This window comes from Salinivibrio kushneri, assembly GCF_005280275.1.
In the GTDB taxonomy this organism is placed as follows: Bacteria; Pseudomonadota; Gammaproteobacteria; order Enterobacterales; family Vibrionaceae; genus Salinivibrio; species Salinivibrio kushneri.
This window is the reverse complement of sequence record NZ_CP040021.1, coordinates 1,885,880-1,908,183: the sequence shown is the minus strand read 5'-3', so window position 1 is coordinate 1,908,183 and position 22,304 is coordinate 1,885,880. Positions and strand designations below refer to the sequence as shown.

At 51.3% G+C, this 22,304-nt stretch carries 19 protein-coding genes, 1 pseudogene and 1 other annotated feature; of the genes and pseudogenes, 3 read left to right on the top strand and 17 right to left on the bottom strand.

What is annotated here, in order from left to right:
• From hisD to FCN78_RS08910, 7 genes are all read right to left on the bottom strand, one after another.
• The gene (gene hisD / locus FCN78_RS08940; protein WP_077521209.1) at positions 1–1,317 is read right to left on the bottom strand and encodes a histidinol dehydrogenase; all 1,317 of its coding nucleotides are present in this window, start codon (positions 1,315–1,317) and stop codon (positions 1–3) included.
• A 6-nt stretch (positions 1,318–1,323) separates the two neighbouring features.
• Entirely contained in the window at positions 1,324–2,220 is an 897-nt protein-coding gene (gene hisG, locus FCN78_RS08935; RefSeq protein ID WP_069361215.1) for an ATP phosphoribosyltransferase, read from the bottom strand.
• A gap of 34 nt (positions 2,221–2,254) precedes the next feature.
• Positions 2,255–2,393: a sequence feature (His leader region), on the bottom strand.
• Between the two features lie 166 nt (positions 2,394–2,559).
• Complete coding sequence (locus tag FCN78_RS08930) at positions 2,560–2,763, bottom strand: hypothetical protein (RefSeq protein WP_077459190.1); 204 nt, start codon at positions 2,761–2,763, stop codon at positions 2,560–2,562.
• Between the two features lie 94 nt (positions 2,764–2,857).
• Complete coding sequence (locus FCN78_RS08925; RefSeq protein ID WP_077459191.1) at positions 2,858–3,334, bottom strand: YchJ family metal-binding protein; 477 nt, start codon at positions 3,332–3,334, stop codon at positions 2,858–2,860.
• A 32-nt stretch (positions 3,335–3,366) separates the two neighbouring features.
• On the bottom strand, positions 3,367–4,098 hold the full coding sequence (gene lpxH, locus FCN78_RS08920) for a UDP-2,3-diacylglucosamine diphosphatase (protein WP_077459192.1): 732 nt from the start codon (positions 4,096–4,098) through the stop codon (positions 3,367–3,369).
• A gap of 66 nt (positions 4,099–4,164) precedes the next feature.
• Positions 4,165–4,662: a peptidylprolyl isomerase gene (locus FCN78_RS08915; protein ID WP_069361219.1), complete on the bottom strand. Its 498-nt coding sequence runs from the start codon at positions 4,660–4,662 to the stop codon at positions 4,165–4,167.
• Positions 4,663–4,804: 142 nt separating this feature from the next.
• The gene (locus tag FCN78_RS08910; protein WP_077459193.1) at positions 4,805–5,329 is read right to left on the bottom strand and encodes a MarR family winged helix-turn-helix transcriptional regulator; all 525 of its coding nucleotides are present in this window, start codon (positions 5,327–5,329) and stop codon (positions 4,805–4,807) included.
• 286 nt (positions 5,330–5,615) lie between these two features.
• Here FCN78_RS08910 and cysS point away from each other — a divergent pair, with 286 nt between their 5' ends.
• Positions 5,616–7,016, top strand: a complete 1,401-nt coding sequence (cysS, locus tag FCN78_RS08905) for a cysteine--tRNA ligase (RefSeq protein WP_077659401.1) — start codon at positions 5,616–5,618, stop codon at positions 7,014–7,016.
• 118 nt (positions 7,017–7,134) lie between these two features.
• Here the strand turns inward: cysS and FCN78_RS08900 are convergent, their stop codons facing one another.
• Complete coding sequence (locus FCN78_RS08900; RefSeq protein ID WP_046075348.1) at positions 7,135–7,983, bottom strand: ion transporter; 849 nt, start codon at positions 7,981–7,983, stop codon at positions 7,135–7,137.
• Between the two features lie 109 nt (positions 7,984–8,092).
• Positions 8,093–8,731, bottom strand: a complete 639-nt coding sequence (locus tag FCN78_RS08895; RefSeq protein WP_077459195.1) for a YchE family NAAT transporter — start codon at positions 8,729–8,731, stop codon at positions 8,093–8,095.
• Between the two features lie 561 nt (positions 8,732–9,292).
• Between FCN78_RS08895 and adhE the strand changes: the two genes are divergently transcribed.
• Positions 9,293–12,022 carry a bifunctional acetaldehyde-CoA/alcohol dehydrogenase gene (gene adhE, locus FCN78_RS08890; protein WP_255377298.1) on the top strand — a complete coding sequence of 910 codons (2,730 nt, stop codon included), beginning with the start codon at positions 9,293–9,295 and terminating at the stop codon, positions 12,020–12,022.
• A 72-nt stretch (positions 12,023–12,094) separates the two neighbouring features.
• Here the strand turns inward: adhE and FCN78_RS08885 are convergent, their stop codons facing one another.
• From FCN78_RS08885 to FCN78_RS08850, 8 genes and pseudogenes are all read right to left on the bottom strand, one after another.
• Positions 12,095–12,742, bottom strand: coding sequence for an SDR family NAD(P)-dependent oxidoreductase (locus FCN78_RS08885; protein WP_077521223.1), 648 nt, complete (start codon positions 12,740–12,742; stop codon positions 12,095–12,097).
• A gap of 257 nt (positions 12,743–12,999) precedes the next feature.
• Positions 13,000–13,512, bottom strand: coding sequence for a VC2046/SO_2500 family protein (locus FCN78_RS08880; protein WP_077659402.1), 513 nt, complete (start codon positions 13,510–13,512; stop codon positions 13,000–13,002).
• A gap of 137 nt (positions 13,513–13,649) precedes the next feature.
• The gene (locus FCN78_RS08875; protein ID WP_077486936.1) at positions 13,650–14,657 is read right to left on the bottom strand and encodes an alpha-L-glutamate ligase-like protein; all 1,008 of its coding nucleotides are present in this window, start codon (positions 14,655–14,657) and stop codon (positions 13,650–13,652) included.
• 46 nt (positions 14,658–14,703) lie between these two features.
• Positions 14,704–16,206: pseudogene (locus FCN78_RS08870) on the bottom strand (inactive transglutaminase family protein); the annotation flags it as partial.
• Between the two features lie 9 nt (positions 16,207–16,215).
• Positions 16,216–17,004: an ATP-dependent zinc protease family protein gene (locus FCN78_RS08865; protein ID WP_077659404.1), complete on the bottom strand. Its 789-nt coding sequence runs from the start codon at positions 17,002–17,004 to the stop codon at positions 16,216–16,218.
• 343 nt (positions 17,005–17,347) lie between these two features.
• Positions 17,348–18,319, bottom strand: a complete 972-nt coding sequence (gene cmoB, locus FCN78_RS08860) for a tRNA 5-methoxyuridine(34)/uridine 5-oxyacetic acid(34) synthase CmoB (RefSeq protein WP_077659405.1) — start codon at positions 18,317–18,319, stop codon at positions 17,348–17,350.
• Between the two features lie 27 nt (positions 18,320–18,346).
• Positions 18,347–19,075 (bottom strand): carboxy-S-adenosyl-L-methionine synthase CmoA, encoded by a 729-nt coding sequence (gene cmoA / locus FCN78_RS08855; RefSeq protein ID WP_077521232.1) that lies wholly within the window; start codon positions 19,073–19,075, stop codon positions 18,347–18,349.
• A 133-nt stretch (positions 19,076–19,208) separates the two neighbouring features.
• A complete protein-coding gene (locus tag FCN78_RS08850; RefSeq protein WP_201258662.1) occupies positions 19,209–20,051 on the bottom strand; it encodes a DUF72 domain-containing protein in 843 nt (280 codons plus the stop codon).
• 291 nt (positions 20,052–20,342) lie between these two features.
• On the opposite strand from FCN78_RS08850, the gene aspS reads away from it, so the two are divergent.
• On the top strand, positions 20,343–22,127 hold the full coding sequence (gene aspS, locus FCN78_RS08845) for an aspartate--tRNA ligase (RefSeq protein ID WP_077659407.1): 1,785 nt from the start codon (positions 20,343–20,345) through the stop codon (positions 22,125–22,127).
• Positions 22,128–22,304 lie beyond the last annotated feature (177 nt).

Genomic DNA, 22,304 nt, shown 5'->3' with positions numbered 1-22,304 from the left:
TCATGCTAACGAGTCCTCTGAGTCTTGAGTTTGTTGTAGTTTAGTCAGACGAATATCGACCGCTTGGCGGTGTGCATCCAAGCCTTCTGCTTCGGCAATGCGCATCACTGTCGGGCCCAGTGTTTGTAACCCCGTGTCGCTAAGCTCTTGCACCGTCATCCGCTTGGTAAAGTCGGCCAGTCCAAGGCTGCTGTAGGTGCGCGTATAGCCATAAGTGGGGAGCACGTGATTGGTGCCAGAGGCGTAATCACCCACAGACTCGGGCGAGTAGGCCCCTAAGAAAATCGAGCCGGCGTTATCTAACAGTGGCAATAAATCCCTTGGTTGTTGGGTTTGCACAATCAAGTGCTCCGGCCCATAGCGGTTAGAAATCGACACGCACTGAGTGAGGGTGTCGGCAATGATAATCACACTGCTACCCAGCGCTTGTTTAGCAATCTCCGCGCGGCTTAGCGTGGTTAATTGCTGCTGCACCGCATCCGCCACTTTCTCCGCCATTTCCGGGGCGGGGGTCACCAGCACCACTTGCGAATCGGGGCCGTGCTCCGCTTGGCTGAGTAAATCGGCGGCCACAAAGTCTGGATCCGCGCCGGCATCGGCAATCACTAACACTTCCGAGGGGCCAGCGGGCATATCCATGGCTGCACCATTGGCGGCGAGACTTACCTGACGTTTGGCTTCGGTGACATAGGCATTGCCCGGGCCAAAAATTTTATCCACCTTGGTCACACTTTGAGTGCCAAAAGCCATCGCCGCTACCGCCTGTGCGCCGCCAAGGGTATAAATTTCATCAATCTCGCACAGTTTGGCACAGTATAAAATCTCATCGGCTACCGGTGGTGGGGTACACAGCACTACTTTGCGGCAGCCGGCAATTTGTGCGGGGACGCCCAACATCAATACGGTAGAGGGCAAAGGCGCGCTGCCGCCGGGAATATACAGCCCCACGCGGTTAATCGGGCGAGTGATGGACTCGCACACCACCCCCGGCATGGTTTCGACTTTCAACGGTTGCGCTTTTTGCGCGCGGTGAAAGGTGCTGATGTTGTCGTAGGCTTGGCGTAAGGCGAGTTTGATATCTTCTCCCAAGCGCGCTTCAGCCTCGGCCAAGGTCGCTTTGTCGAGCTTGATGCTATCAAGTTCGACACCATCAAACTTTTGGGTCAATGCTTTTAAGCTTTCATCTCCCCGCTCACGGACATCGGCGATAATATCCGCGACGCTCGCTTGGGTTTGCGCGCCGGTTGTGATCGCAGGGCGGCGCATTAAGCCTTCTTTTTGTGACTCTCCGAGTGATTTCCAGACCACAGTACGCATGGTGATTTACTCCATCATCTTTTCAATCGGCAGGACCAAAATTGAGCTTGCACCCAACTGCTTCAGTTTTTCCATGGTTTCCCAGAACAGGTTCTCGGTACTCACCAGGTGCACAGCGACACGGCTCTTCTCATGTGCCAAGGGCAAGATGGTGGGATCTTCCGCGCCGGGGAGTAGCTCGACCACTTGCTCTAAGGTCTCGCTGGGTGCGTGGAGCATGATGTATTTGGACTCTTTGGCTTGGATGACCCCTTGCATGCGGGTGAGCAAGCGTTCAATCAATGCGGTTTTCTCTTCACTGAAGCTGCCTTCACGCTGAATTAATACCGCTTTAGAGCGGAAGATCACCTCGGCCTCTTTCAAGCCGTTGGCTTCTAAGGTGGCACCTGTTGAGACCAAATCACAAATCGCATCGGCGAGCCCTGCACGCGGCGCGACTTCGACTGAGCCATTGAGCATACAAGTGCTAAAGCTCACACCTTGTTTGTCCATATAGGCTTTAAGGATGTTGGGGTAGGTGGTGGCAATGCGTTGGTTGGCCAGATCTTGTGGGCCGTTATAGCTTTGGTCTTTATCGAGGGCGATAGAGAGACGGCAGCCGCCAAAGTCGAGGCGGCGCAGCAGCTGGTACTGGCTGGGCTCGCCCAGCTTGATGCGCTCAAGGCGTACTTCTTCTAACTCGTTTTCGCCAATCACCCCTAAATCAACTACGCCGTCCATGATAAGGCCCGGGATATCATCGTCACGGACCAGTAGCAGATCGATGGGCATGTTTTCGGCGTGAACCACTAAACGTTCGCCGGTGTAATTGATTTTTACCCCGCAGCGTTTGAGTAACTCTTGGCATTCTTTGGCCAGGCGGCCCTTTTTTTGGATGGCGATACGTAAGCGTTGTGTTTGCATGTGTGCTTCCTTGTCTAAAAATGAAAAGCTAAAAAAGAAAAAACCCTCGGAAGACGGTGCTCCCGAGGGTCTGAATCTGTTAGCTGGCTAATGACCGACGGAAGCGCTTTTTACTCGTCTTCCAGTCGAAACCATTCCTCCCGAAAGACTAGTCAGGATGATGGTGGTGATGCATTGTCATTAGCGCTGAAGTCATTTGTGTCGTCCGTCGTTACGTTGAACTTTATTTAACTGCTTTTGACATTATCAAAATCAGCTTAGATTGCAACCAATGATCCGCTATTTTTTTCCACACGTTTTTATCTGTGGTGGCGATAGCCTAGCGGCTGGGCGATGAACTTATACGTAAATATCTAGCTCACCGTCTTTTTTTCTTTTGTTTTCCTCATGCTCTTTCTGAGCGTGATGTTGAGGATCATTAGGGTCATCTAAGCGGCGCTGCTTGCGCTCCTCAATATGAGCTTGTTTTCGAATCGCCCATACTTTGGTGGGCGGCGCATGCGGTGTGCGATAAACGGGACTGAGATTGCCGAGCCAATTCATGATTCATCCTCCTCTGGTCTTACTAACATTATCGACTAAGGAAAAGAATTCTTGATTGTTTTTTAACCAGCTTTTGGTCAGAGGGTGAAAGAAACTAGCCGCAACACTTTTTAAATTTACGCCCGCTGCCACACGGACAGGGATCATTGCGCCCTGCTTTGACATGACCGGGGAAGACACCATCGATATATCGCCACTGACGCTGTCCATCGATCGTTTCTTTGACAAAACGAGAGCGCTCGTACAGGCACTGAGGCTCACCGTCGGCAATAAAGTGGGCTTTGAAGGTCACAAAGCCAAGTTCACCTTGCTGCAACACCTCGCTATCGAAGACCTCGAGTGACTGCCACTGATGTTGGGTCATGGTGGCAATGTCTACACGAAACGATTCGGCGCCACATTCACTGTGGTAGGTCGCAACGATAAAATCTACCAAGCCTTTGGGATGTGCGCTGTAGCGAGCGCGCATTAATTGCTCTGGATGAGACGCATTGGCGGGGTTTTGATGAATGGGCGCGCAGCAGGCTTGATAGGCTTGATTGCTGCAACAAGGGCATAGATCAGTCTGCATAACTATCTCTTAACGATGAGCTAAATAGCTTATTAATTGGCGAAGTCGCGGCTTTGTAAGTCGCAGCCTTGTTGGCGACACACCAGTACAGAGCCGTGTTGGTACCAGTCGCCTAACACAATGCGTTGGTACGCGGTGCCGTGTTGGTGCCACTGATGAATATGAGGGCGGTGAGTATGGCCGTGAATCATGTTAACCACTCCCGCTTTATCTAACTGGCGCTGCACTTCTTGTGGCGTGACATCCATGATGGTTGACGACTTTTGCTGGTTGGCATTGGCACTGCCCGCGCGCATTTTGGCCGCAATCTTGCGACGCCATGTTAGCGGCAAGCACAAAAAGAGTCGCTGCAACCAAGGCTGGTGGACTTTGCGGCGAAACGCCTGATAATCAACATCCTCTAGGCACAAGGTATCCCCGTGCAAGATAAGGGTAGGGGTGCCATATAAATCGATGCACTCAAGCTCGTTTAATAGCGTCACGCCGGTTTCTTTGGCAAAGCGTTGACCAATCAAAAAGTCGCGATTGCCATGAATAAAATACACCGGCACGCCTTGCTCAGTCACTGCAGAAAAGGCGGCTTTGATTTGTTGGTGGAACGGGCTGTGGTCGTCATCGCCAATCCACACCTCAAATAAATCCCCCAACACATAAAGTGCGTCGGCGTTTATCGCCTCTTTGTGCATAAAACGCTCAAAGCAGTCGGTAATATCTGGCCGCGTTGGGCTTAAATGGAGATCGGCAATAAAGAGGGTATGTGACATGCGTTGGCTTTATGGTGGTGATAAAAGAAAGGGTAGCCTTGGCTACCCTTGCTCGATAGTGTCATCTTAGTCTTCGATAGTCACGCTATTGATCAACACTTCTTCGACCGGCACGTCCTGGTGCACATAACCCCAGTTACCGGTGGCAACACCTTTGATCTTGTTGACCACGTCCATGCCCTCAACCACTTCGGCAAACACACAGTAGCCCCAGCCATCTGGTGTCTTGGCTTTGTGATCCAAGAACAGGTTGTCATTGACGTTGATAAAGAATTGCGAGCTTGCTGAGTGCGGCTCCATGGTACGCGCCATCGACAAGCGACCGGTCAAGTTGCTTAGGCCGTTATCTGCTTCGTTTTTAATCGGCGCACGCGTTGCTTTTTCTTCCATGCCAGAGGCCATGCCACCGCCTTGGACCATAAAGCCGTCAATCACGCGATGGAACAGGGTTCCGTTATAAAAGCCGTCACGGCAGTATTGTAAAAAGTTCTCGACCGTGGCCGGTGCTTCGTCTGCAAACATGCGAAGTTTGATGTCACCGAACGTGGTATGAAGAGTCACCATGATGTAATCCTGTCATTGGCTTGGCTAAAAAGGATCACAGATTTTAGCCGAAAGTATTCGCTGATCAAGAAAAGATCCCCTGGATGTGGAATTAATCATCATCCCCGTACGCTTCACTGGCCTCTAAGCGGCATCGCAGTGATTAAGATGCAGGCTCAACATGCGCGAGCAACTTTTTAAGCAACACGGCGAGCTCGGCTTGCTCGTCGGCGGTGAGGCCCGCCAAGAGCTGGTGTAAATTGTTGGTGTGATCGGTCACTGCATCATCAATTAAATCCATGCCCGCGTCTGTCAGTGACACATACACGCCACGGCGGTCGTTGGGATCCGGGCTCCGAGATACCAAACCTTTTTGTTCGAGGCGATCAATACGGTTAGTCATCGCGCCCGAGGTAAGCATCAGGGCATCGAGCAGCTGGTTGGGGGTTAACGTATAGGGCGAGCCTGCACGTCGTAGGGAGGCCAACACATCAAACTCGCCAGGGTTGAGATTATACTGACCAAAGACTTGTTGTAGTTTGGGGTTAATATTGCCCAAAACCCGCGCGAGTCGGCCGGTGATCGCCATCGGACTGGGGTCGATATCCGGGCGCTCGTCGTGCCATTGGCGTAAAATGAGGTCAACTTTGTCCTCTTGGGGAGCGGAAGGGGTTGCGTTATCAGTCATTATTTTGCCACTTCGGTTAGTCTCAATAAGATCGGTGAGTGCCAATCAGTCAGAGGGCCAGTTTGCCTAATAAATACTTATCGATAAAGATTCTTCACTGAAAAATAATTCAAAGGTCTCGGTTAGCTCAAGCGATAAGGGGAGTTTCAACGCTAAGTTGTGAGCCTAGTCTGAATGTTTCACCGGGTGTCGCGGGCGTGAGAGGCTTGCGTCAAGCCAGTAGAAAAGGTGTAATAGCTGCTTCACCTTACTCATTGTCACTATTGTAACGAGTCATCAAATAATTATGTCGACGCAAACCCCCCCGTTAAAGATCTACAACTCACTGACGCGAGATAAAGCTGTCTTTCAACCCATCACGCCGGGAAAAATCGGCATGTATGTGTGTGGGGTGACGATTTACGATCTCTGTCATATTGGTCACGGGCGTACTTTTGTTTCGTTTGACATGATTGCGCGCTACTTGCGCTACTTGGGCTTTGATTTGACCTTTGTCCGTAATATCACGGATATCGATGACAAAATCATTAAGCGTGCGGCGGAAAATGGCGAGAGCTGTGACGCATTGACCGAGCGCTTGATCGGTGAAATGTACCAAGACTTTGATGCTTTAAACATGGCGCGTCCTGATATCGAGCCACGTGCGACTGACTACATCGATGAAATCATCGCACTGGTAGAAAAGCTGATTGAGCGTGGCTTCGCCTATGTCGCAGATAATGGCGACGTGATGTTTGAAGTGGCCAAGTTTGATGCTTACGGCAAGCTGTCAAAGCAAGACCTCGATCAGTTGCAAGCGGGCGCCCGTGTGGATGTTGAAACAGCCAAGCGCAGTCCTCTCGATTTTGTGGTGTGGAAAATGTCCAAACCTGGCGAGCCGACATGGGAATCCCCGTGGGGACCAGGCCGTCCAGGTTGGCACATTGAGTGCTCGGCAATGAACTCTGCGATCTTGGGCGAACATTTTGATATTCATGGTGGTGGCTCTGATTTGCAGTTCCCGCACCATGAGAACGAAATTGCCCAATCTTGCTGCGCCCATGACACCCCGTATGTCAATACCTGGATGCACAGCGGCATGGTGATGGTTGATCGTGAAAAGATGTCTAAATCCTTGGGGAATTTTTTCACCATCCGTGATGTATTGGCACATTATGATGCCGAAACCGTGCGTTATTTCTTGCTGTCCGGTCACTATCGCAGCCAGTTGAACTACAGCGATGAAAACCTCAATCAAGCCCGTTCAGCACTTGAGCGTCTGTACACCTCGCTTCGCGGTTTAGACACACAGGCCGTACCTGCCGGTGGCGATGAATACGTGGCACGCTTTGAAGCAGCGATGAACGATGACTTCAATACCCCAGAGGCCTATTCGGTGCTATTCGATATGGCTCGAGAGGTTAATCGACTGCGCGGCGATGATCAGGCGGCGGCATCCGCGCTGGGCGCGCAAATGCGCAAGTTAGCGTCGATTCTTGGTTTGCTCGAGCAAGATGCCGATAGCTTCTTGCAAGGCGATGCAGGGGCTGATGATGAAGTGGCTGAAATCGAGGCGCTCATTCAAAAACGGAACGATGCCCGTAAAGCCAAAGACTTTGCCAGCGCCGATGCCGCGCGTGATGCGCTCACCGCGATGGATATTGTGCTGGAAGACGGCCCACAAGGCACCACTTGGCGTCGTAAGTAAGCGACTGTTACTTGCCATTGAGCCACTAAAAACGGAGCCGACCTGCTCCGTTTTTTATTATCGGTATCTCGTGCTTTTACTCGCAGCGACTGCCGTACCAATCAACGTGAAGCCAGTGTTACAGCCCAGGTGTGACCACGCGTTTATCGGCTTCCGGCAGTTCACTGCCACAATGCTTACAAAATGAGGCGTCGGACTCATGGCCGCTTTTTGAGCAGTTAGGGCATTTTACCAAGTTGCGATGCAGTGACATCTGCTGACCGATTTCGGCGGTGATGATCCCTGTAGGCACGGCAATAATCGAATAGCCCATCAACATGGTGAAAGACGCGAGTGCCTTGCCAATATCGGTTTGCGGCACAATATCGCCATAGCCGACGGTGGTGAGGGTGACGATCGCCCAATAGATGGCATAGGGAATACTGGTAAAGCCATTCTCTGGCCCTTCAATCACGTACATGAGTGCGCCGAAGACGGTGACCAGGATCGCCACGGAGAAGAAGAAAATCATCACCTTGCGCGATGACAGCATCATCGAGCGTAACAATATGTTGGAGTCTTCCAAAAAGCGCATCAGCCTCAAAACACGGAAAATGCGCAATACCCGCAACAGGCGTACCACCATCAGGTAAGTGGTGCCTGGGACAAAAATCGCGATATAGGTGGGCAGAATCGCCAGTAAATCCACCACGCCGTAAAAGCTTCGCGCATAAGCAGACGGGCGCGGAGAGCAATAAAGGCGCAGTAAATACTCGATGGTAAAGATGCCGGTAAAGCCCCATTCAATCCAATAGAGCCATTGCGACCATTGAGCGTGAAAGCTAGCGATGGATTCCAGCATCAACACCACCATCGAGGCCAAGATCATCACAATTAGCACCAAATCAAATGCTTTCCCGTGCTTCGTCTCGGTGCCAAAGATGGTGGTGTATAGGTAGTGTTGAAGACGGCTTTGTGACTTATTCATTCGCTTACCTTGCTAAAAATCTTCCATGATTGAGCCGCAAAAAACCGGCACGGCAACTGACTGCGTGCCGATTTTCTATCTCTACGCGCTGAAGGGGCTTATCGCGCGTTTAGCTAAGGCCGGGGAACAAGGCGCGCATGCCAGAGGCGATAAACTCAATCCCGAGGGAACCAAGGATAAGGCCCATTATCCGCGTAATAACGTTGATACCCGTTTGGCCTAAAAATTTCACCACTGCAGGACCGACTTTAAACAGCCCCCAAATCCCTGCAGAGAACAGCACTAGGGTGGTGATGAGTGTAATCGTACTCCACGTATCTGGGTACTGAGAGCCATACACAATGGTTGAGCTGATCGCACCTGGCCCCGCGAGCAGTGGCATCGCTAGCGGTACCACGCCCACTTGTTCACGGCTGATGGTCTCGGATTGCTCCTGCTTGTTTTGCTTACCTTCCCCCAACTTACCGTTCATCATGGTAAAAGCGATACTGAGCAGCAGCATGCCACCGGCTACCCGGAATGAATCGAGTGAGATACTGAATAAATCCAGCAACATCTGTCCGGCAAGCAAGGAAACAATCAAGATGATCGCCACCGCGATGGCGGCGGTGTATGCCGTGCGGTTTCGTTCTTGTTTATCAAGATGTACGGTGAGGGTGACAAAAACGGGCATGATACCGATAGGGTTAACGGCGGCAAAAAGCCCGACAAAAAACTGCACAAAAATCATGGTGTCGAAAGCGGCCATGGTGACTCTCGTAATGCTGTGAGGAAGTCCAGTTTCTCTCGGGTTAAATCAATGGCGCCAGTATAGCGATGTCAGCCTAAAAACCAACCACTCAGCTATTATTTTCTGAATGCAATAGTTGCGCGTTTTGAACCCGCTTTCGCTGATAACCCAAACGATTTATCGTCATGCAACTTTCGCTCGGCAAACTATACTGAGGGTCGATGTCGTGAACAGAAACAACCGTCTTTCGGGTTTTTTGTTGAAATTTACATACAGTATCGACATTTATATTTGCCTTGCCATGTAAATTATATGTTACTGTGATGAAAATTTTAGACACATGTGTTCTGTGCTACAAAAATATTAAACCCAGTGATTGTGGGGGTTAAGCGTAAATTTTATTGCGGTTGATTTGATAACAACTGATCGAGATCAAGTTACTCACGCTGTGAAAACTTATACTCAGTTTTGAAAGTTATTTACTAAATGCCACGCACCGAACGGCGACACTAAGTAAAGATAAACAAGGCTTAGTAAGCCAAGACGCTGCGGCAAGCAATTACTAAATGATTTTCAAATATGAACCAGGAGACGACTATGCCTGTCACTAATATTGCTGAACTCAACGCGATGGTTGAGCGTGTCAAAAAGGCACAACAAGAATTTGCCACCTATTCACAGGAGCAAGTAGATAAGATCTTCCGTGCCGCATCACTGGCTGCAAACAACGCGCGTATCCCACTGGCGAAACAAGCGGTTGAAGAGTCAGGCATGGGTATCCTCGAAGACAAGGTTATCAAAAACCACTTCGCCTCTGAGTTCATCTACAACAAATACAAAGACGACAAAACCTGCGGCATTCTGGAAGAGAATGACGAATTCGGCACCATGACTATCGCCGAGCCCGTTGGCCTTATCTGCGGTATCGTGCCAACCACTAACCCAACGTCGACTGCGATCTTCAAATCACTGATCTCACTGAAAACGCGTAACGGCATCATCTTCTCGCCACACCCACGTGCGAAAAACTCGACCAATGATGCGGCGAAGCTGGTTCTTGATGCAGCCGTGGCTGCGGGCGCACCCAAAGACATCATAGGCTGGATTGACCAACCTTCAGTTGAGCTTTCTAACGCACTGATGAAGCACGACGACATTAACCTGATTCTGGCGACCGGTGGCCCAGGCATGGTGAAAGCGGCATACTCATCAGGTAAACCGGCGATTGGCGTAGGTGCGGGTAACGTGCCTGTGGTTATCGACGAAACCGCTGACATTAAACGTGCTGTCGCGTCTGTGCTGATGTCAAAAACCTTCGATAACGGCGTGGTGTGTGCGTCCGAGCAAGCAGTTATCGTGATGGACGAAGTCTACGACGAAGTGAAAGAACGCTTTGCGTCGCACAAAGGCCATGTATTGAGCAAAGCAGACGCCGATAAAGTGCGTAAGGTACTACTTATCAACGGTAACCTTAACGCGGATATCGTGGGCCAACCTGCCACTAAGATTGCGGAGATGGCCGGCGTAAGCGTGCCATCAGACACTAAAATCCTGATTGGTGAAGGGCTGGAAATCAGCATTGAAGAAGAGTTTGCGCACGAGAAACTCTCTCCAACCCTAGGTATGTTCCGCGCTAAAAGCTTTGAGCACGCTGTCGACATGGCTTGCAAAATGGTGGAAATGGGCGGTATCGGCCACACCTCAGGCCTGTATACCAACCAAGACGTTAACCAAGACCGTATCAAGTATTTCGGTGATCGCCTGAAAACAGCACGTATTCTAGTAAATATTCCAACCACGCACGGTGGTATCGGTGACTTGTACAACTTTAACGTTGCACCTTCACTGACATTGGGCTGTGGCTCATGGGGTGGTAACTCAATTTCTGAGAACGTTGGGCCTAAACACCTGATGAACAAGAAAACCGTAGCGAAGCGAGCTGAGAATATGCTGTGGCACAAACTACCAAAATCGATCTACTTCCGTCGCGGCAGCTTGCCAATCGCATTGGGTGACTTAGAAGACAAGAAACGCGCGATGATCGTGACGGACCGTTTCCTGTTTAACAACGGTTATTCTGAGCAAATCGAGTCAATGCTTAAAGCGCAAGGCATGGACGTAAATACCTTCTTTGAAGTAGAAGCGGATCCAACATTGACCGTGGTGCGCAAAGGTGCGGAAGCGATGAAGAGCTTCCAGCCAGACGTGATTATTGCCCTAGGTGGTGGTTCACCGATGGATGCTGCGAAAATCATGTGGGTCATGTACGAGCACCCTGAAACGGCGTTCGAAGAGCTAGCGATGCGCTTTATGGACATCCGTAAACGTATCTACAAGTTCCCGAAAATGGGTAAAAAAGCCGAGCTGGTTTGTGTGACAACCACATCAGGTACCGGTTCAGAAGTGACGCCATTTGCGGTAGTGACAGACGATAAAACGGGCGCGAAGTACCCACTGGCCGACTACGAGCTGACACCACAAATGGCAATTGTGGATGCCAACCTAGTGATGAACATGCCGAAGTCACTGACTGCCTTTGGTGGTTACGATGCGATTACTCACGCGATGGAAGCCTACGTGTCTATCCTGTCTAACGAGTATTCAGAAGGGCAAGCTCTGCAAGCGTTGAAACTGCTGAAAGACTATCTGCCAGCGAGCTATACGCACGGTGCAAACGACCCAATCGCACGTGAGAAAGTGCACAATGGTGCCACCATTGCTGGTGTCGCGTTTGCTAACGCCTTCTTGGGTGTGTGTCACTCAATGGCGCACAAAATCGGTGCTGAGTTCCACCTTCCACACGGTTTGGCGAACGCATTGCTGATTTCCAACGTGGTGCGTTTCAACGCCAATGACAACCCAACCAAGCAAACAGCTTTCTCACAGTACGACCGCCCACAAGCACGTCGTCGCTATGCAGAAATCGCTGACCATCTTGGCCTAGCTCAAGCCGGTGACCGTACCGCACAGAAGATTGAGCGTTTGCTAACCTGGTTGGAAGACATGAAGTTGAAACTAGACATCCCAACCTCTATCCAAGCGGCGGGTGTACCAGAAGCAGACTTCATGGCCAAACTGGATGAGCTGGCGGAAGAAGCGTTCGATGACCAATGTACAGGCGCTAACCCACGCTATCCACTGATCAAAGAGTTGAAAGATGTGTTGGTTGCGTCTTACTACGGTAAACCATACGTAGAATGTGAAACCTTTGAAGGCACCACGGTGATCAAGAAGAAAGATGACCGACCAGCCGCCGCGCCGACTAAAGCCGCGAAAGCTGTGAAAAAAGATGAAAAAGCAGACGCCTAATATAGCCTAGGCAACCGCTTAACGACAAAGACCCGCTCCGGCGGGTCTTTTTGTATTTGAGAGAGCGATCTTCTACCCACTTGCCTCTAACAACCGGCCGTTAAAAGAATCGTTGGAGACGATGTATTCGGCATTGCGAATAAATTCATCATCAATGCCGCTGTTCGCCTGGTGACGATGGCGCGGAACAATACCGCCGACACGAATTTTCAGTGCTGATAGCTCCTTCGCCCACCGTTGGGTCAAGCCGCCAATCATGGCGTTGGCAACCGTATCCGGCGTGAGGTGAGTGCCCGCGACATTAATGATCACACCAGGTGTGCCGCGTTGTTGCATGCATTCTGCTGCGCGTTGGACCACCAGAAAATATTGTGACGTGGTATCACTGAGGGTTTTGGGGCCATCGTAGTGTTTTTGTCTGTCAAACAGACTAGGCAAAACATCCCCTTGCCAATGATTGATCAGTACATCAATCCCACCAAAAAGCTGAGTGACCTGGGTGAACGCATCGTGAATCGAATCAGGCTCATGATCGGCGAGACAAATAGGCTGAACACGCCCCAAGTAGTCGCGACATTGATCGGCACTTAGGCGTAGTGCTGGCCACTCGGTATCGAGCAAAACCACGTTTGCGCCAAGCGAGCAAAAGTGCTCAGCCATGGCGCGTCCGGACGGTGAGCCACCTGCGGTAATGACGACCACTGCGCTATCGATCTTCATGAGAATTTCCTCATAATTATCAGGCTGTTAAAACAGACTGATGCATTTTTTACCCAAGCAAATCACGAGAAAGTGACAGCTTACTCACACCTTATTCAAGCGTGGGAGTGTAATACTGGACCATAAATACGAGGACTGCGAAAAAAAGACGCAAAACGTCAGGAGGAATGGCAAAAAGAATATCGGGAATCTATAGAGGATCACAGTTTGATAAAGGATCAACAAATGTCATCAAGATCGACTTGCGATCTGACGCATTATGCGCTCACACGCATTTTATCAAAGCAATGCGAAGTGGTGAGTTTTTCATACAAGGTGGCAGGGTTATAGGCGGGGCGCTTGGGCTCGGTATCGGCTAAATGACGGCGCTCGTGGCCAGACAAATTATGATAGACCGCCTCATCAAAACCGTGTGTGCCTTGAGGGGGATAATGCATTGCCGCTGGGGCAAGCTGAAAGCGTAGATTCGCGCTGGCAATGCCGCCGCGGTGAAAGGCATCGGCTTGTGCCCCTGCACGCAAATAGTCTTGTTCATTGCTCGCGGCAAGAGGTTGCGGCTCAGCCAGCTGGAACTGCTGACGGAGTACCTGATCATTGCTGACGGGCTTATCGACGGGCGTCAGCGGGGTTGACTCGTTGGCATCTCCTGACAATAAGGCCATCATCAGGGCAAAGTCGGAACGACGACCTTGTACCACCGCATGGTTTAGGTTGTCCCCAAACTGAACGTCGCTAATCAGCTGCGCTTTGTCGATGGTATGGATAGTCACTGTGGTTACCCTATTTATGACCTGGTCGATAATGATGATAACTAGGGTATCGGCCGCGAGAATAAAACTTTAACACTTTTATTTTATCCTACGCCTGTTTGTACGGCCTTGTATTCTCTATGGATGTACACGGGAAATTAGCCTGCTTGGGCAAGCCGCGGTTGCAAGGGCTGCGTACTTTGACCTGCAAAATGCTGCATCGAAAACGCCACCCGGTCTTCCGGTAAAGGCGGGTAGCGACAAGGTGGTAGCGATTCGATCAGGGCAAGACGCGGAAGCAGGCCACATCCATTGGCAATTTGAATGGCGAGGCCTGGGCGAGCATTGAGCTCCAGTACCATTGGACCTTTATCTTTATCCAGCACCATATCGGTGCCCATATAGCCCAAGTCTGTCATTTCCCATGCGCTGGCGGCGAGGGTAAGCAGCTGCTGCCAGTGAGGCACTCTAAGGGTATAGAGATCTTGGTGCGTATCGGGGTGGTGAGTAATAGGGCGATTAAACTGGACCGCTTTTAGTGCTTTACCTGTCGCAATATCTAACCCGACGCCGACGGCCCCTTGGTGTAAGTTAGCTTTGCCATCAGACGCCGATGTCGATAGACGCATCATTGCCATCACTGGGTAGCCTTGAAAAACGATCACCCGGATATCAGGCACACCCTCATAGCTAAATCCTTGAAAGCTATCATCAAACGCAATTAAGTTTTCGACCACCGCCACATCGGCTTTGCCACCCAGCGAGAACAGGCCCGCCAAGGTATTGGTGATATGGCGCTCCACATCATTGTGGCTGACCGCTTTCCCTGAGGCTTTGGTATAGACACCTTGGTGGTTTTTGGTCACCACTAAGATACCTTTCCCGCCAGAGCCCTGTGCAGGCTTAATCACAAAGCCGGGCCAATTGGCGACCATGGCGTGGATGCGTTTGACATCCGCTTGGCTGTCAATCACCCCAATCAGTTCAGGCACCGTGGCCCCCGCTTGTTGGGCGATGAGTTTAGTTTTTAGCTTGTCATCAACCAACGGATACAAACGCCGATCATTGTAACGTCCAATATAGCGAATGTTGCGTTGGTTCATGCCCATGATCCCCGCTTGGTTAAGCCGAAATGGCGAGGCTAACTTATCGAGGAGTTTGCGCATCATCGTCTCCTGAAGTGGCTGCCAGTCCAAGTGGCTTATTACTCGGCTCCGCTAGGGGGCGGAAGCGCTTGAGTTCCGACAAGCGATAGCCCGTGTAATTACCCAGTAGCAAGATAAGGGCGAGAATAACCAACTGCAGGCCAATAAAGTTAAAGGTGAGATGGCGAACCAAATCATTGGTCATCGCTAAATACACCAGTACGGCAGTGAGCAGTGAGCCGCCACCTTGAATCACCACTTCCTTCGCTCCTTCTTCTTCCCACAAAATCGACATTCGCTCGATGGTCCACGACAAAATGATCATCGGGAAGAAGGTAATGGTGAGTCCCTCCATTAAGCCAATGTGGAAAGCAATCACGCTAAAGACGGAAATAATCAGGATCACGGTAATAATCACGGCCGATATACGTGCTACCAAGAGTAAATTGAGCCGGGACAAGTAGCTTCTGATCACCAGCCCCGTACCGACAATGAGTACAAAACCAACAATACCGGTAATGAGCTGGGTCTGGACAAAGGCGACGGCAATGAGCACTGGCATAAAGGTGCCAGAGGTTTTGAGCCCCACAATCACCCGCAAGAACACCACAATGAGCGCACCGATTGGGATCAGCATGATGGTTTTGAACATCGCCTGCTCTTCAATCGGCAAGCTATGAATCGAGAAGTTAAGCAAATCGTCGGCCGACACCTTGGCCGAGGTGGCCTGTTGCGGACTGATATCTTGCGAAATGATGGAGAAATGCACCTGGCTGTGCTCACCGCCCATCACTTCTAGCAGCGGCCCGCCATGTTGGTTCCATAACAGCGTGTTATCGTGATGGCCATTTTGGCCGCTCACCAAGTCAAACAAATGCCAGCGGCTGTCTTGCCACACTTGCAACATGGGAGAAATGCTTTGTCGACGCCGGCCATCCTCAAGCTCTAAACCGCCCACTACGCGCGCATGAATGCCTTCAAGGGCCAAGGTTTTGCGCAGGGCGTCGGGTTTATCCAGTGTGTTGAGCAGCAGCGCCGCGTTTTGACTATCAGGACTATTAAGCTGCTTGATCAGCTCGCGGGTCAAAGTGATGTTATCGGCAGAGCGAGCACGAGCACGGTCAAGCAAAGCGAGTGCGGCGTTTTTAGCCGCATTATCCATGACAGGCGCCGCCACCGCGTCATCCTCTGGTGGGGTCATGGTATAGCGCGCACTGTCATCGACCAGCATCTGATTTTTAAAATAAAGGGTTTGCTCACCACTGGCGTGACGTGCCGACCACTGTGCTTGGCGGCCATGCTCTGTATCGAGCAAGGAAAACCCGTACCCGGCCGATGAAGTACTTTCATCAATCAGGGTCAGACCGGGTTGGCTATCTGGTGCGGCCAAACTGACTTTGACCGGCCCGTTGGTGGCATCAAAATTGATTCTGGCCTCGATTTGCCACACTTGGCGCGTTTCATCCGCCAGCCATGGCACGCCATAAACAAGATGGCGGTAGGCACTGAGTGCGATGCCAGCGACGACCAAAAAGCCAATCAAAAAATAAAAAGGAACCCGTGAAACCATATCGATTACCTACTTGTTGGGGGTGTCGTCATCGCCTGGCTCCGTTGGCGTGTCCGGCTGATATTGCGGATGAATGTGAACTTGGCTGACATCAACCACCGCCAAGTCTTTAAAAAATTCGCGGCCAAGCAGCACTGGGTATTCCATGTTGGTGCGATCGGCGAGGGTGAATTCGGTTTTTTCATGGATCTTGCCCACGCGGATCCAGGCTTCGACCACCGGGCGGCGCTCGGTGCTATCGCTCGACGACTGACGGATACGCACCCAACGTTTCACTGGCATTTCCATAAATACCGGCTGGTCATTGTTTTCACTGTGATTGACGTTGAACTTGACCCAGGTATCGCCGTCACGCTCAAACTCTTGGATATCTACCGCGTTGAGTGAGGAGGTTTCAGCACCGGTATCCACACGGGATTGGAAGGTGTTTTCGACCGCATCAAACCAGACAAATTCGCGTCCACCGAGAATAACCTTGCCGTCGTTAACCGGGACTCTCACCACTTTTTCTTTCACTTTTACGTCAGGGGGATTGGTCGCCATATTGGCGTAAACTTTGGCCTGCGTGCGTTGCATGACCGACAGTTGGCTCTCAAGTGCGGTCACTTTATTTGCCAACTGGTTGAGTGTTGCGCCCTGTTGCGTGAAGGTCTCGGTGAGCGCTTGCTGTTGTTGCTGGCTTTGGGCTGCCAGGTTATCAAATTTATTGAGCGTTTCTTGATGTTGGTGCTGCGAGGTTAATGTGCAGCCGGACACCGTAAGTAAAAGCGCACTGATCAGTGAGCAACGAAATAGCATCTAAATCTCCACAGCATAAGAAGGATTGCGGCTAGCCATGTCACAGGCATTAGCGCCCTGATGGCGACGGCGAGAGCAAATTCTAAAGGATGCGATAAAGATGGGTAGGGGGATTCTGTCAAATGTTAGTCAGAATTGACTAAATGCTGATTTAATCAACGGTCATAAAGCAAAGCCGTTAGCAAACAAGCACTCAAGCGGTGAAATAAAACGCAGCGCTCAATACAAGCGGCGCGATTGCGAGCGGGGCGTCAGGGCGGGGTGGGTGCCAGGTAAAGATACTTCAACCCCGCCGCCAATCGGAGGATGACTGGCGGTGGTGTTGTTTTTCAGACCCAGCAAGTTAGTCTGGGTTACGAGCCACTAAGATCGCGCGTTTAGGGGCCGGATACCCTTCGATGGTTTGCGCGGGGTTATCTGGGTTTAGGTAATCTGGCAGCGAGTTATGGGTCATCCACTCGGTACTGCGCTGTTCATCCGTGGTGGTGACGCACTCGTCGACAATACGCACATCGACAAATCCAACTTTTTCCAGCCAGACTTTTAACGCACGCGCGGACGGGAAAAAGTAGACGTTGCGCATTTGTGCATAGCGGCTGGTCGGCACCAACACCGCGTTTTCATCACCATCGATTACCAAGGTTTCCAGCACCAGCTCGCCATCTTTACGCAACTGATCTTTAAGTTGCATCAGATGATCGAGAGGAGAGCGGCGGTGATACAACACACCCATGCTGAACACGGTGTCGAATGCGCGCAGCGCTGGCAGTTTTTCAATCCCTAAAGGTAACAGGTGCGCACGCTGATCGTTACCCATCAAGCGCCGAATGGCATCGAATTGCATCAAAAATAGCTCTGATGGATCGATGCCTACTGTCAGTTCGGCCCCTTCGCCCAACATTCGCCACATGTGATAACCATTGCCGCAACCGACATCAAGCACATAACGCCCTTTTAGCGGCGAAATATGCGGCAGCACCCGATCCCACTTCCAATCGGAGCGCCATTCGGTATCAATATCAATGCCGTGTACCTGGTACGGGCCTTTACGCCAAGGGTGCAAGATGCGTAATAAGTTTTCTAATTTTTTGCGCTCGCCATTAGGTAAGCTACTGTCATCACCTATACGCACCGCGTCTTTCAGTTCAACCGTCTCGGGCGCAGTGGTTGGGATCTTGTGCAGGACTTTTATCCACTTAGGCATATCGCCATGCGGCTGGTGTTGCCACTCGGCTAACTGCGCTGGCAATACCTCGAGCCAATGGCTCAAGCGGTTTTTAGCAATCAGCTGATAAAAATCGGAAAAATCAAACATCAGATTACTCGTACTATCAGGTTGGTCTTACTTAATGGCGAACATTGAACCAAAGTTAAAACACTGGAACCACATGGCGACGCTGCTAAAGCCAATGGCATTAAGTCGCGCTTGGTGGGTGGTAATACTGTCTGGACGCATCACATTCTCAAGTGCACTGCGCTTTTGGCTGATCTCAAGCTCGCTATAGCCATTGGCGCGCTTAAAGTCGTGGTGTAAATCGATCAGCAACTCATTGGCGGTGTCATCTTCAAAGCGGTACTTCTCGGATAAAATCAGGATCCCACCTGGCTTCAAGCCTTGATAAATGCGAGTGAGTAGGGCTTGGCGATCGTCAGGGCTTAAAAACTGTAGGGTAAAATTAAGCACCACCATCGAGGCATTGGTTATCTCGACGTCGCGAATATCGGCTTCGCGAACCTCAACATCGGCGGCTCCGCGATACGCGTTAACATGCAAGCGACAACGCTCAACCATGGCTTGAGAGTTATCCACCGCGATGATTTTGCAGCTGTCATGAGGGATATGGCGGCGCATCGATAAAGTGGCAGCACCTAGCGAACAGCCCAGATCGTAAATATGACTATCAGGCGCAGCAAAACGCTTGGCCAGCATGCCAATGGCCGAAATGATATTGCTGTATCCCGGCACCGAGCGCTGGATCATATCCGGGAACACTTCGGCGACATTTTCATCGAAGGTGAAGTCGCCCATTTTCTCGATAGGCGCAGCGAAAATTTTATCCTGATTAGCCATGTAAGCCCCTACACATCAGCCTAGCAGGCAGGTTCTCGCGCATGACGCGCGTAAACACTGCCACAAAAGCGGCGTATTGTAGTGAATTTTTCTGCCCCTGTCTGCACGGTGAGCGCGCCGCGTGGGGCGGACATTAAAACAATGCTCCTTGCTGGCTTTGCGCGGCGCGCGTGACGGAAGCCAGTGGCGTTGATAAATCAAGACGTTGATACAAGTGTGCAGCCAGTGCAGGGGCCTGATCGTTATCTGAGGTATGAATCATTAAATAGGGCGTTTTGCCCGCGGCGATCCATTGGGATAAGCGTGAGATCCAAGGGTCAAAAAACGCGCTGTTTTCGGGCAAGTCCGGATGGCCGATAAAACGCACCATGGGTGCTGCGCTGGTGGCGATGGCATGCACGGGCACTCGGGGCTTTTTCTTTTGCGCATCAATAATCGCCGGAGTGTCGGGTTTAGCCGCAAACACCGGGCGGCTGTCCATGATCACACGGTTGGCATGATGATCGATCAACAGCCGGTTGAGCGCTTTCTCTGCTTCGCCTTTGGCAAAAAAGGCGGGATGACGCACCTCTACCCCAAGGGAAAACTCGCGGGGTAGCGACTCAAGAAATGTCGCTAAGCTTGCTAACCCCTCCGGGCCAAAACGCGCTGGCAGCTGAATGGTCCACTGACCAATATGGTCATGGAGCGGGGCCATCAGCTTGATAAAGTCGGCGGTTAAGCCTTGCGCATGACGCAGCTGGCATTGATGGGTAATGGTTTTAGGCAGCTTAAAGGTAAATTGAAAACTGTCTGGAATGGCGGCCGCCCAATTATTCACCGTTTGCGGCGAGGGGGAGGCGTAAAAAGTCGTGTTGCCCTCGACGGTATTAAACACCTCGGCATAACGGGCTAAGCGATCGCCCGACTTGGTGCCTGGCGGATAAAAGTGATGCTGCCAACTCGGATGAGACCATTGCGTCAGCCCCAACCGCAGGGGTGGAGAGGGGAGTTGGTGTAATAAGGAGGTCATGCCCGTGCTGATGCGTTGCGAACCAATAAAGTAATAGCCTAAAAGGATTTGGATAAAAAAACTATCGGTTTTAAGTGCGATCGCTTTACCAAGAGCGGGGCTTTTCCTTTATAATGGCAGGCTTTGACAGTAACGGCACTCATGGGGGCGTACCGTCAGGTACGACAGACGCTGTTACCCGAATTCCCCTCAGTATTTGGCAGGCTTGTGCCCCAGGGGGCAAGCGGAATCATCAGAACAGATCAGGAATAATCTATGCGCACCCAATATTGTGGTCACCTGAATAAAGCCCACGTCGGGCAAGAAGTAAGTCTTTGTGGTTGGGTTAACCGCCGCCGTGATTTGGGCGGCTTGATTTTTATCGACATGCGCGACCGTGAGGGTCTGGTGCAAGTTGTGATTGACCCTGATATGGGTGACGTTTACGAGCAAGCAAACAAATTGCGTAACGAATTTTGCCTGACCATCCGTGGTGAAGTGCGTGCGCGTCCAGAGAGCCAGATCAACAGTGATATGGCCACAGGCGAAGTCGAAGTGGTGGCGAAAGGGTTGGAGATCATCAACCGCAGTGCGCCGATGCCGATTGATTTTAACCAGTTTATTTCCGAAGAGCAGCGCCTGAAGTATCGCTACCTTGACTTGCGCCGCCCTGAAATGAGCGATCGGATTAAACTGCGTGCTAAAGCCACCAGCTTTGTCCGTCGTTTTCTTGATGACAATGACTTTTTAGACATCGAAACCCCGGTACTCACCAAAGCGACCCCAGAAGGCGCGCGTGACTACTTGGTGCCAAGCCGTGTCCACAAAGGTAATTTTTATGCGTTGCCGCAATCACCACAGCTGTTCAAACAGTTGCTGATGATGTCCGGGTTCGATCGTTACTACCAGATCGTGAAGTGCTTCCGTGATGAAGATTTGCGTGCCGATCGCCAGCCAGAATTTACCCAGATTGATATCGAAACCTCGTTTATGAGCGCCGACCAAGTGCGCGAGGTAACCGAGCAACTGATCCGTGACATGTGGCAATCACTGCTTAATGTGGACTTGGGCGCGTTCCCCACCATGAAGTATGAAGAAGCGATGCGCCGTTTTGGCTCCGACAAGCCAGATTTGCGTAACCCGCTCGAAATCGTCGATGTCGCTGATATCGTCAAAGATGTTGAATTCAAAGTGTTCTCTGGCCCGGCAAACGATGAAAAAGGCCGCGTGGCCGTGATTCGTGTGCCAGGCGGTGCCAGCTTGTCGCGCAAGCAGATTGATGAATACACCCACTTTGTTGGCATTTACGGCGCCAAAGGCTTGGCGTGGATGAAAGTCAACGACCGCGACGCCGGTTTTGATGGCATTCAATCGCCGGTGGCCAAGTTCCTCAATGCCGAAGTGGTGGAAAGCATTCTGTCACGCACCGAGGCGCAAACCGGTGACATTATCCTATTCGGCGCAGACAAAAAGTCTGTCGTTACCGAAGCGCTTGGCGCACTGCGTGTGAAGTTAGGCCTGGATCTTGAGCTGACCGACACCCAAGCGTGGGCACCATTGTGGGTGATTGACTTCCCAATGTTTGAGGAAGACGACGAAGGTAACTTGCATGCGATGCACCACCCGTTCACTGCGCCGACAGACGTGACACCTGAAGAGCTGGTGGTAAACCCGGCGGCGGCGAACTCTAACGCCTACGACATGGTGATTAATGGCTACGAAGTGGGCGGTGGCTCGGTCCGTATCCATAACCCAGAAATGCAAGCCGCGGTGTTTGAGACGCTGGGCATTGATGAGCAAGAGCAGCGCAAGAAATTTGGCTTCTTGTTGGATGCGTTGCAATACGGCACCCCACCACACGCGGGTCTGGCGTTTGGTATGGATCGCCTGGTGATGTTGCTATCCGGCACCGAAAACATTCGCGACGTGATTGCCTTCCCGAAAACCACTGCAGCGGCCTGCTTGATGACTGATGCGCCAAGCCTGGCCAATGACGCGGCGCTTGAAGAGCTGGCTCTCAGCATTACCGCGGCGGCAGAGCAAAACGAACACAGCGAATAAATTCGCCTGATGACGGACAAGTAGTCTTGCCCGTCTTATCCTTGCGACCGATAGCTGCCGTCACCAGGCAGTCGTATCAAGGCGCAAGGTCAATGTCTCAACGCGCCTCAGACTGAAAAGCCAAGGCGCGTTTTTCTTATTACTCCTTTCACGTGAGGGGAGCGCAAAAAACGGAGA

Coding starts and splice junctions, on each gene's coding strand:
- hisD (WP_077521209.1), bottom strand. CDS start 1,317: ATGCGTACTGTGGTCTGGAAATCACTCGGAGAGTCACAAAAAGAAGGC.
- hisG (WP_069361215.1), bottom strand. CDS start 2,220: ATGCAAACACAACGCTTACGTATCGCCATCCAAAAAAAGGGCCGCCTG.
- FCN78_RS08930 (WP_077459190.1), bottom strand. CDS start 2,763: ATGAATTGGCTCGGCAATCTCAGTCCCGTTTATCGCACACCGCATGCG.
- FCN78_RS08925 (WP_077459191.1), bottom strand. CDS start 3,334: ATGCAGACTGATCTATGCCCTTGTTGCAGCAATCAAGCCTATCAAGCC.
- lpxH (WP_077459192.1), bottom strand. CDS start 4,098: ATGTCACATACCCTCTTTATTGCCGATCTCCATTTAAGCCCAACGCGG.
- FCN78_RS08915 (WP_069361219.1), bottom strand. CDS start 4,662: ATGGTGACTCTTCATACCACGTTCGGTGACATCAAACTTCGCATGTTT.
- FCN78_RS08910 (WP_077459193.1), bottom strand. CDS start 5,329: ATGACTGATAACGCAACCCCTTCCGCTCCCCAAGAGGACAAAGTTGAC.
- cysS (WP_077659401.1), top strand. CDS start 5,616: ATGTCGACGCAAACCCCCCCGTTAAAGATCTACAACTCACTGACGCGA.
- FCN78_RS08900 (WP_046075348.1), bottom strand. CDS start 7,983: ATGAATAAGTCACAAAGCCGTCTTCAACACTACCTATACACCACCATC.
- FCN78_RS08895 (WP_077459195.1), bottom strand. CDS start 8,731: ATGGCCGCTTTCGACACCATGATTTTTGTGCAGTTTTTTGTCGGGCTT.
- adhE (WP_255377298.1), top strand. CDS start 9,293: ATGAACCAGGAGACGACTATGCCTGTCACTAATATTGCTGAACTCAAC.
- FCN78_RS08885 (WP_077521223.1), bottom strand. CDS start 12,742: ATGAAGATCGATAGCGCAGTGGTCGTCATTACCGCAGGTGGCTCACCG.
- FCN78_RS08875 (WP_077486936.1), bottom strand. CDS start 14,657: ATGCGCAAACTCCTCGATAAGTTAGCCTCGCCATTTCGGCTTAACCAA.
- FCN78_RS08865 (WP_077659404.1), bottom strand. CDS start 17,004: ATGCTATTTCGTTGCTCACTGATCAGTGCGCTTTTACTTACGGTGTCC.
- cmoB (WP_077659405.1), bottom strand. CDS start 18,319: ATGTTTGATTTTTCCGATTTTTATCAGCTGATTGCTAAAAACCGCTTG.
- cmoA (WP_077521232.1), bottom strand. CDS start 19,075: ATGGCTAATCAGGATAAAATTTTCGCTGCGCCTATCGAGAAAATGGGC.
- aspS (WP_077659407.1), top strand. CDS start 20,343: ATGCGCACCCAATATTGTGGTCACCTGAATAAAGCCCACGTCGGGCAA.